Genomic DNA, 9478 nt, shown 5'->3' on the forward strand with positions numbered 1-9478 from the left:
AGGTAGCCGAGCGTCGAGTGACGCCGGCGCGGGTTGTAGAAGCCGTGACGAAGCTGAAGATCGCGTTCGCCAGGACTTCACGGGTCGGCCAGGTCGAGCGGTCGAGCAGCTCGGTCTGCAGGGTCGCGAAGAAGCTCTCGGCCACGGAGTTGTCGAAACATTATCCGGCTAATCGGCCTGCTGCTGGGCCATTGGCCGGTTAAACAGCGTCAGCTGCGGAGTCTGCGGAGTTGTTCTTCGTGGCTGCGGACTCGTTCGGCGAGGCTGCTTACTGCCGTGCGTAGTGTGGCGATCTCGTCGGTGATCGCGGTCATCGGTCCGTCGGGGCGGTGCTGGTGGTGTTCGACGAGGGCGCGTAGCGCGGTGTTGCGGTAGAGCGTGGAACGGCTGAGCCCGGTGGCCGTGGCGATGGCGGTGAAGGTGACCGGTCGGCCATCGCGGACCAGGTCGGTGCAGGCGCGCTCGACCGCGTTCAGCGTGTGGCTGGTGTTCATCCGGCGGTGGCCTCCGTGTCGGCGATCAGAGCGTCAAGCCGTGCGATGAGCTTGCGATGGCGTTCGGCCTCATCGATCCATCCGCGTTCCTCTGCGTCTCGGGCCAGCGCCTCGGCGTCGACGCGCTGGGCGGCGAGGATCGGCAGGGACGAGGGGTCGGCTCGGTAGCTGGGGCAGTGCTCGCAGATGTTGGCGTAGCTGCAGGCGCCCTGGGCCGGCGCGCGCAGGCAGAACCCACCGGCCATGCGTGACTTCAGCAGTGGCGTGGTGCGCCAGTCCTTTCCGCCGGTGATGTCGGCCAGCGGCAGCTGCGCTCTTCCGGCCGGGCTGTTGCCCACCGGTGACTGAAGCGCGGTTTGCTGTTTGGCCAGTTCCAGCGCGCGTTCGTACTCGGCCCGGACGGTGGCGTCGAACAGTCGCCCGTAGCGCAGACTCATCTCGGCGCTGACGTGTCCGAGCAACGCCATCAGGGCTTGTAGGGAGACTCCGGCGTTGACCAGCGCGGTGGCGTAGGTGTGCCGCAGCTGGTGGGAGGTAACGTGCCCCAGCCCGGCAACATCAGCAGCGTGGTCGAGTTCGCGGCGAACGCCCTGCTGGGTGAGTCGGCGTCCGAGGTAGGTGAACAGGAACTGCGCGGGACGCCGGTAGCGCGGGTGCGGCATCGGTCGACCCTGGGACCGGATCTGGATGATCCGGTCGATCAGATCGAGGGTCTCGGTGTCGAGTGGCACCATCCGCTCGGTTGCCATCTTCCCCAGCGGCACCTTCAGCCAGGCGCCGTTGCCGTCGATCTCGTGCACGCAGTCCAGTTCCAGGTCGAGCAGCTCACCGATCCGCAGCCCGCAGGCGCGTTGCAGGCGCAGCGCCAGCGCGGCGAGCTCGTTGTCGGGATGGTCGGTCAGTGCTGCGCTCAGGCGTCGGTCGGCGTCGACGGGTAGGTAGCGCGGTAGGACCTGCGGGAGTTTGGGGATGTCGTCACGGAAGATGACCTTCCGTGCCGGGGCGGCGTCCCAGCCCCACTCCGTGATGTCGGTCAGGAACGTCGCGACCGCGACCACGCGCCGGTTCCGGTCGCCGGTGCTGATCGGGTGTCCGTCCTTCTCGCTGACGGTGTCGAGCAGCGAGGCGAGCCAGGGTTCAATGTGTCGCCGCCGGTCCAGGTTCCTGACCGTGGTCAGGTCGGGGTCGAGGGTGGTCAGGAAGATGCCGAAGTGCTTGAGCCGGGTCGCCATCGCCGAGACCGTCTTGGCGTGGCAGGTGGCCTTCTTGCGTTCCAGGTAGGCGATCATCTCCGCCCGGATCGGCGCGGTCACCTGCGCGAGCCGCTCCGCCAGCGGGACCGGGCCACCCGAACGCGGCAGCGCGTCGAGGATGCCGAGGTGGAACAGGACAGTCTGGGTGTTGCTAATCGCCGAGAGGTAGTGGCGGTGGCTGGTGCCGGTGCGCCGGGCGCGCTCGTGACAGGCTTCGGCGAACTCCTCCAGGTCGTCGTGGACGAGTTGGTCGATCCGTCGACCGGTCTGGATCAGCAACCGTGCCGGGACCTGCGAACCGGTGGCCAGGCGGGTGCGCATCGTGAACCCGAGGGTCTCGGCGGCATTCAGGAACCGGTCGACCTCGGCCTGCAGCGGACTGCCTTGGATCTCCCGCCAGAGCGGGGAGAGCTTGCGTTCCAGCAGGTAGTCGTATCCCGGCTGCAGGCCCTGGTGCAGCATCAGGAACGTGACGACCGGCCGGGTTGCCTTGTCCTCAGCGAGCCGATCGGCAAGTGGCTGGGCGGCCCACGCCTGTGGGTCTGGCCAGGCGCGGAAGAACCTCCGGGCGGCGCGCTCATACGAGACGTTGCCGCGGCCGGTGGCATGGAGGCGATCAAGGTAGGCGGCCAGCAGATCCTCGCCGTCCAGGCGCAGGTCGGTGTCAGCGGTTCTGGGTGCGGAGGCGTTCGCGTGCTGCATCGAACTCGGCTTTCACGTGGGCCGGAGCCAGATGAACATACCGTGCGGTGGTGTCGACGTGCGCGTGCCCGAGCAGCGCCTGCATCACCGCGAGATCGACGCCGGCCTCTGCCAGCACGGTGCCGAACGTGTGCCGAAACGCGTGCGGGTTTCCGCCCCTCACGCCGGTCAGTTCCCGGTGGTAGCGGAAGATCGTGCGCAGCCCGGCCGGAGTCAGGCCCTGTCCGCGGTGCGGGCCCTTGGCCACCAAGAACAGCCGCTCGGACGTCGACTCGGGGCGTTCGGCGAGCAGATACACGTCGATCACCGAGGCTACGTCCGGATCCAGCGGGACGCGTCGCTGCTTGGCGCCCTTGCCGGTGACGGTGACCCATCGGCCGCCGATGTCGACATCCTTCACGTCCAGGGCGAGGACCTCACACGACCGAAGGCCGCACCACAGCATCAGCCCGGCGATCGCGCGGTCGCGCCACGTGCGCAAGCTTCCGACCAGCGTGGCGGCGTCCGAGGCCGACAACGCCACCGGCAGCTTCTTCGGCTCCCGCAGCCGCAACGCCGAACGCGGCTTGCGCCGGCGGGTCGTGTGCGCGAGCATCCCGGACCGCTCCCCAGCCACCATCCAGCGTGCTTCGCGTCCCCGCGGCACCGGGTTCTTCGCATCCGGGGACCGCAGCCCGGCGAACGTGAACAGTCCGGAGATCGCCGCCAGCCGGCGGTTGATCGTCGTGGCCGCGTACCGGTCCACCCGTTGCCCGTCCATCGTCACCACGTTCGGCCCCGGCCGGCCCGGGACGCTCGCTTCCCGGCACGCCTTCAGATAGTCGAGCAAGACGTTGGTGGTGACCGCTTCCGGATTGAGGTCTTGCTCGGTCAGCCAGCGGCAGAACGCAAGCAGGTCATACCCGTAGGCACGAACCGTCGCCGGCGAGTAGTTCCGGTCCAGCAGATGGCTCAGGTACTCGTTGACCAGCTCGAACCGCGCAGCCGCCTCGCCAGCGAGCACCCATCCCTCGCCGTGTTCCTCGAGCCGCAGCGCGGCCCTCTCGTCCATGAGCAACAGATGTAGCACCACCGACCCGCCGCACCACGGCAGCCACTAAACCCCGGCGTGTCGCTGACCTGCATAAACACGCCGATTGGCCGGTTAAGAGGGAGTCGCCGATCGTGCCCATCGATCCGAGCAACCCTGCTTCGCGCAGCCGGTGACCGAAGGCCCAGCTGGTGTAGGTCGACCCGTGGTCGCTGTGATGGACCGCCCCGGCCGGTGGGCGACGGTTCCAGATCGCCATCTGCAACGCATCGACCACCAGCTCGGAGCGGATGTGGTCCGCGATCGACCAGCCCACGACGCGGCGGCTGAAGCAGTCGATGACGACCGCGAAGTACAACCACCCCTCACCTGTGCGGTGCTGGGTCACGTCGGCGACGTAGAGCCTGTCTGGGGCATCGGGGCGGAAGTTCCGCTCGACCAGGTCCTCCGATGGTGTCGCGGCCTGATCGCGGCGGGTGCAGCCCCGCAGCCTGCGTCGGTGCACGCCCTGCAGGCCGGTGGAGCGCATCAGTCGCTCGACACGGCCGTGGCTGACCTCCAGACGCCGGCCCATGGTCAGCTCGGCATGGACCCGGCGGTGGCCGTAGGTGCCGTAGGAGGCGGCGTGCACGTCGTGGATCGCGGCCATCAGGTAGGCCTGCTCGAGGTCACGACGGCTCGCTCGGCGCCGCGCCCATTCGTAGTAGCCCGAGGTCGAGACGTTCAGCACCCGGCAGGTCACCGCGACCGGAACACCGTCCGCGGCAAGCTCCTGGACTACCGGGAACACTATTTTGGGAGCACGTTCTCCCGAGCGAAGTAGGCACTGGCCCGCTTCAAGATCTCGATCTCCATCTCGAGCACCCGCTTGTCACGGCGCAGCTGGACCAGCTCGGCCCGCTCATCAGAGGTCAGGCCGTCTTGGACGCCGTCGTCGATGTCGGCCTGCTTCATCCAGCGACGCAGACCGGACTCGGCAATGCCGAGATCCTTCGCGATCTGAGCGATCGGCTTCTCACGCAGCCGCGCCAGCTCGACTGCTCGACGACGGAACTCAGGACTCTTCGGTGCAGGCACAGGGACTCCTCTCGGGCGACCATCGTCGCCTCACTCAAGGTGTCCGGGCTAGCGGGGGCACTTCACTGGCAGTAGGACGGATCTGGACACGAACGCGCGCGATCGCACGCCGTAGGCTGCGACATCGTCGAGGCCTTCCGGTTCGGTTGCTTGGTCGCACCAAACTTTGGAAGGTCTCGACCCATCTCCGGGTCAGCTCAGCGGCGCGTGTCGCCTACCCCCACCGCAAGTACCAAGGGCCCCATTTCCTACACGACCACAGCGACTTCCGAGGGCTAGTCTCCAACACACGCCGAGCAGCTAGGCCTTGCGTCCCTACGTCGTCCCTACGTGCGTCACCATCGATCGGAGGACACTCGGCATGACTTGCAACGGTGCCACGGACTCTGGTCACGACAAGTCGGGGCGTGCTCTCCGGGACCACGGCCACGAACTCGGGCGCGGTCGAGGGCATGGCGCCGGCGCCCCGCTCCTTCGTGATCCGCTTGGCGGAGGTCAGCAGCAGTAGATCGGTGCGCCGCGCCGTTCTCAGGTGAACTGCTGCTCGGCGCCGCCGGGAGTGCAGTGCATCGCGTCTCCGCACGGGCCAAAGGGGAAGGCGGGCGCGAAGGAGACGGCGAGGTCGTCGGCCAAGTGACGGGCCGTTGGCTGGCCCGAGAAAGACGGGGTCCCGTCGGGCCGAACGTGGCCGGGACAAGTAGGCCACCGGGGGAGAGGGCGCGGGTGGCGAGATCGACACATATGCCGCCTGGTTGGCCGGGAGAGCCTGCTGCCAGCGCGCCAGCAGATGGCATTGTCCGCGGTCCGTTACCTAGCAACGGCTTTCGGCACGGTGTCTGGCGCGCTAGGAGTGCGAAGGCGAGCACTGCTCCACCTAGAGCGCATACATGCATGTATGTATGTACAGTGTTCAACATGACCGCTGGCGTGCAGGATCGACAGGTTCGGGCGGTCGCAACCCGCCGGCTGCTGCTGGACACCACGGTGGCTTGCTTGGCGGAGCTGGGGTACGCGGGGACCACTGGCCCTGCCGTGGCCGAGCGAGCTGGCTTGTCGCGAGGCGCTCAGCTCCACCACTTCGGCACGCGAGACCAGATGGTCGTGGCGGCGGTCGAGCATTTGGCTCAGCAACGTCTCACGCATGTTCAAGACAGTCTCGCGATACGGATCGGAGACAGTCTGGACCCCTCGGCTCAACCGACCAGAGCGGCAGCACTGGCGGCCCTGGAGCTCCTCGCTGAGGCGTTGTCCGGGCCGCTGTACGGAGCCACGTTGGAGTTATGGGCCGCGGCACGCACCGACGAGGACCTTCGACGCCAGCTGGTTCCGGCGGAGGAGCGGGTGCACGCCGAGCTTCGGGAGGTATGTCGCGTCTGGATCACCACGGATCCGGTTCTGATCCAGTTGACGCTGGATCTCCTGTTAGGTCGAGGAGTGAGCGGGATGCTCGTCCCGCATCCTTCTAAGTGGCAGCGTGATGTCCTCGAACGCTGGATCGACACTGTCATGGCAGGCGGGGTAGCGGGATGAGTCGATTTGATGACCTGATCGCGACGTTTGCAGAGAAGTTCCGTCCTCCTGACGACGGGGCTCGCCTTGCCTCACACCACGCCAACTGTCTGGGCTGCGGCGAGGACAATCCGCATGGTCACCATCTCGAGGTGCGACGTGCGGGGGACGGCGTGGTCGCTGCGCACGCCTTCGACCGCCGGCACGAGGGCGCGCCGGGGATCGCTCATGGTGGGGCGTTGGCGACGGTCATCGACGACCTCTATGGATTCCTCCAGTACTTAGTTGGCGGCCCGGCGGTGACTCGACGCCTCGAGATCGAGTACCTGCAGCCTGTCCTCTTGGACGTCACCTATCGGTTGGAAGCCCACCTCACCGGTCGCGATGGGCGTCGACTTCAGGTTGAAGCCACCATCACCGACCCGGAGGGGCAGAGGGTGCTCACCTCGACCGCCATGTTCGTGCTCGTTGACGTCGCCCACTTCGCTGCTGCGTACGCACGGAGCCTGGAGAGCGCCATCACCAAGACCGCCGAGGAGACCGGCGGTCCGAGAGGCGTTGAGAGAGAGCCGAGGCCGTGATCGTTCAGCGAGCAGAGGTTGACTGCTACCGATCACCGTCCGACACGCAGGCTCGGATGCGAAAGACGGCTTCATGACTACTAGTCATGCCGCCGCACAGGTGTCGCCCTACCCGCATCGGATCGGTGGGCACTGTGGGTCCGGCGCTCTGCGAGACCTGCTGGAGTGGGCCGGACTCGGATGGGACGGCCCTCCCAGCGAAGGTCTGGTGTTCGCTCTCGGCGGCGCGCTCGGTCTCTCCTATGTGCGCTCGGTAGGCCTTTTCCCACCCCTGTACCTGGTTGGCCGTGGCGGAGAGCTCGAGCTGGATCTGCCTCGTCGGCTTGGCGCAGCGGCCGAGCAGCGGGTTACTGATGATCCCGCCGAGGGATGGAGCTGGGTACGCGCCGAGATCGAGGGCGGTCGTCCAGTCATGCTCTGGGCTGACATTGCCGAGCTGCCATATCTGCGCGTCAAACTTTCGATGAGCCGCCACGACATCGTGGTCATCGGGTTCGATGACCATGCGCTCTGGTGGTCGACAACGATCGCGAAGACGTCCAGGAGGTCCCCTACGAGGCCCTTGCGCGGGCCCGCAGTTCCACGTCGTTCCCGCAACCGACGCGACACACGCTGTATGACATCAGGTGGCCCGCCGAGCTGCCGGATCTGGCGTCCGCGGCGGCTGAGGCATTCGCCCAGTCAGCCCAAGCGGTGAGCAATCCCACCAGCGCCACCAGAGTCTTCGACGAGCTACCCTCAGAACCGGGTGACGCCGCCGGTCTGATGGTCCGCAGCGCAGGAGTCGCCGCAGCGCATGCCTTTGCCACGGACATTGCGGGCTGGGAGCGCCACGACGACGAGGAACTCGAAATCATGTTGTTCAGCCTCGGCGCGTTCATCGAGAAGGCAGGCACAGGCGGCGGCCTCTTCCGCCGGCTGCTGGCCCAGGGGGCTTTCGAGATCGCCCAGATGACCGGGGATGAAGCAACCACCTCATCGGCGCGGTCAGCCAGCCGAGCCGCAGAGGCCTGGACGACGGTGGCCCGTTCGGCCACCGCCCGGGATAAGCCGGCACGCAGTCGAGTTCGCGACGCCGCGCAGTCGGCCTTGGCCCTTCCGGAGCTCGAGGCCATGCTGACCCAAGACCTCCAGGTCAAGTCCCAGGTAGTGGTGTAGCGCTGCGTTCCTCCTGTTTGGTCATGCGGTGAGGGAGGGCAGCTGATCAGCTCCGATCTCGGTTTCGGTGTTGGGGACGACGGTGACGCGGCAGCGGGCGAGGACCTCGAGGCCGAGGTAGCGGCGGCCTTCGGCCCATTCGTCGGTCTGCTCGGCCAGGACCGCGCCGACGAGTCGCACGATGGCCTCGCGGGTGGGGAAGATGCCGACGGCGTCGGTGCGTCGGCGGATCTCGCGATTGAGGCGTTCGGCGGGGTTGTTGGACCAGATCTGGGTCCAGACGTCTTTGGGGAACTCGGTGAAGGCCAGGATGTCGGCGCGGGCGGTGTCGAGGTGGGTGTGGACCTCGGGGAGCTTGCCGTCGACGTAGTCGAGAAGCCGGTCGAACTGGGCGTGCACCGAGGGTCGGTCGGGCTGGTCGTAGACGCTGTGCAGCATCGCCTTGACCGCTGGCCACATGCTCTTGGGTGTCACGCTCATGAGGTTCGCTGAGTAGTGCGTCCGGCATCGTTGCCAGGCGGCGCCGGGCAAGTTCGCCGCGACCGCCTCGACCAGCCCGGCGTGGGCGTCGCTGGTGACCAGCCGGACCCCGGCCAGGCCGCGGGCTGTGAGGTCGGCGAAGAACTCGTTCCACGCAGCTCCGGTCTCACTGGTGGCCACTCGCATGCCGAGGACCTCGCGGTGCCCGTCGCCGTTGACCCCGGTCGCTAGGAGCACCACGGCGTTGATCACCCGTCCGCCTTCGCGGACCTTCATCGTCAATGCGTCGGCGGCCACGAACGTGAACGGTCCGACGGCGTCGAGGGGCCGGTGGCGGAACTGCTCGACGTGCTCATCGAGCTCGGCCGCCATCCGCGAGACCTGAGACTTGGACAGCGAGTCGATGCCGAGGGTCTTGACCAGCTTGTCCATCCGCCGGGTGGACACCCCGGCGAGGTAGCAGTCCGCGACCACGGTGATCAGCGCGGCCTCCGCGCGCTTGCGGCGCTCGAGCAGCCACTCGGGGAAGTAGGTGCCCTTGCGCAGCTTCGGGATCGCGACGTCGATCGAGCCGACCCGGGTGTCCAGGTCGCGATGCCGGTAGCCGTTGCGCTGCGCGGTTCGACCCGGCGAGACCCGGCCGTACTCGGCCCCCACCACAGCATCGGCGTCGCTGAAAGCAGGGCGTTGATCATCGTCTGCAGCAGCGAACGCATCAGATCCGGACTCGCCTCAGCGAGGGCTTCGCTGAGCAGGCGTGCAGGGTCGACAATGTGTGGTGCGGTCATCGTGATGACTCCGTTCGAGGGTTCTGTGAGAGGTTCACTCGAAGGATCACGCGGTGGCCGCGTCTGCCTCTGCCGTACACGCCGGCGACGACCTCAGCGACCGCGCTACACCACTATCGGGGACTCAACTCCTCCACGGCGCTGCGGCGTCACTTCGAACCTGAGGGTGCACGGCATCAGTCGTCCAAACTTCACCTGCTCTATCTGAGGCGTCCCCATTTCTGACTCCCACTTCAGTGGGTAGCGCTCGTTTTGACGTCGAACATCAACCCGGCTCAGGCGCCGCTGCATCTGCGATGTCGAGGAGCGCATGGCCTCGATTCTGCGGGGCCAAATCGATGTTCCCGGTTGTTTGGCGCCGAGACAGCGCACGTTGGTGAGACAGCTCGACTGGGGAGTTCGTGGG

9 protein-coding genes and 2 pseudogenes are annotated in these 9478 nt (G+C 67.2%); 4 read left to right on the top strand and 7 right to left on the bottom strand.

The features are described from left to right. Nucleotides 1-209: 209 nt before the first annotated feature. The 5 genes from G6553_RS09470 to G6553_RS09485 are packed head-to-tail and all read right to left on the bottom strand — an operon-like array spanning nt 210 to nt 4556. Nucleotides 210-494 carry a DUF6262 family protein gene (locus tag G6553_RS09470; RefSeq protein WP_166191386.1) on the bottom strand — a complete coding sequence of 95 codons (285 nt, stop codon included), beginning with the start codon at nt 492-494 and terminating at the stop codon, nt 210-212. Next, entirely contained in the window at nt 491-2449 is a 1959-nt protein-coding gene (locus tag G6553_RS09475) for a tyrosine-type recombinase/integrase (protein WP_166191388.1), read from the bottom strand. Before G6553_RS09475 ends, G6553_RS09470 begins: the two co-directional genes overlap by 4 nt. After that, complete coding sequence (locus G6553_RS09480; RefSeq protein ID WP_347565608.1) at nt 2412-3452, bottom strand: tyrosine-type recombinase/integrase; 1041 nt, start codon at nt 3450-3452, stop codon at nt 2412-2414. Before G6553_RS09480 ends, G6553_RS09475 begins: the two co-directional genes overlap by 38 nt. After that, nucleotides 3346-4269 carry an IS3 family transposase gene (locus G6553_RS21115; protein ID WP_347565606.1) on the bottom strand — a complete coding sequence of 308 codons (924 nt, stop codon included), beginning with the start codon at nt 4267-4269 and terminating at the stop codon, nt 3346-3348. Before G6553_RS21115 ends, G6553_RS09480 begins: the two co-directional genes overlap by 107 nt. Continuing rightward, a complete protein-coding gene (locus G6553_RS09485; protein WP_166191394.1) occupies nt 4269-4556 on the bottom strand; it encodes a transposase in 288 nt (95 codons plus the stop codon). Before G6553_RS09485 ends, G6553_RS21115 begins: the two co-directional genes overlap by 1 nt. A 915-nt stretch (nt 4557-5471) precedes the next feature. Between G6553_RS09485 and G6553_RS09490 the strand changes: the two genes are divergently transcribed. Then, nucleotides 5472-6086 carry a TetR/AcrR family transcriptional regulator gene (locus G6553_RS09490; protein WP_166191397.1) on the top strand — a complete coding sequence of 205 codons (615 nt, stop codon included), beginning with the start codon at nt 5472-5474 and terminating at the stop codon, nt 6084-6086. Nucleotides 6087-6157: 71 nt separating this feature from the next. Here the strand turns inward: G6553_RS09490 and G6553_RS21120 are convergent, their stop codons facing one another. Then, nucleotides 6158-6295 carry a hypothetical protein gene (locus tag G6553_RS21120; protein ID WP_242532472.1) on the bottom strand — a complete coding sequence of 46 codons (138 nt, stop codon included), beginning with the start codon at nt 6293-6295 and terminating at the stop codon, nt 6158-6160. A 9-nt stretch (nt 6296-6304) separates the two neighbouring features. Between G6553_RS21120 and G6553_RS21125 the strand changes: the two genes are divergently transcribed. The 3 genes and pseudogenes from G6553_RS21125 (at nt 6305) to G6553_RS21135 (ending at nt 7804) form a co-directional block, all read left to right on the top strand. Beyond that, complete coding sequence (locus tag G6553_RS21125; RefSeq protein WP_242680217.1) at nt 6305-6646, top strand: hotdog domain-containing protein; 342 nt, start codon at nt 6305-6307, stop codon at nt 6644-6646. A gap of 73 nt (nt 6647-6719) precedes the next feature. Continuing rightward, nucleotides 6720-7091, top strand: a pseudogene (locus G6553_RS22130) (BtrH N-terminal domain-containing protein); the annotation flags it as partial. A 68-nt stretch (nt 7092-7159) separates the two neighbouring features. Beyond that, nucleotides 7160-7804, top strand: a complete 645-nt coding sequence (locus tag G6553_RS21135) for a DUF4872 domain-containing protein (protein WP_347565607.1) — start codon at nt 7160-7162, stop codon at nt 7802-7804. A gap of 21 nt (nt 7805-7825) precedes the next feature. On the opposite strand, the pseudogene G6553_RS09505 reads toward G6553_RS21135, so the two are convergent. Beyond that, nucleotides 7826-9072, bottom strand: a pseudogene (locus tag G6553_RS09505) (IS256 family transposase). Nucleotides 9073-9478 lie beyond the last annotated feature (406 nt).

It is taken from the genome of Nocardioides sp. IC4_145 (genome assembly GCF_011250565.1).
Taxonomy (GTDB): domain Bacteria; phylum Actinomycetota; class Actinomycetes; order Propionibacteriales; family Nocardioidaceae; genus Nocardioides.

Coding starts and splice junctions, on each gene's coding strand:
- G6553_RS21120 (WP_242532472.1), bottom strand. CDS start 6,295: ATGAGCGATCCCCGGCGCGCCCTCGTGCCGGCGGTCGAAGGCGTGCGC.
- G6553_RS09470 (WP_166191386.1), bottom strand. CDS start 494: ATGAACACCAGCCACACGCTGAACGCGGTCGAGCGCGCCTGCACCGAC.
- G6553_RS09475 (WP_166191388.1), bottom strand. CDS start 2,449: ATGCAGCACGCGAACGCCTCCGCACCCAGAACCGCTGACACCGACCTG.
- G6553_RS09490 (WP_166191397.1), top strand. CDS start 5,472: ATGACCGCTGGCGTGCAGGATCGACAGGTTCGGGCGGTCGCAACCCGC.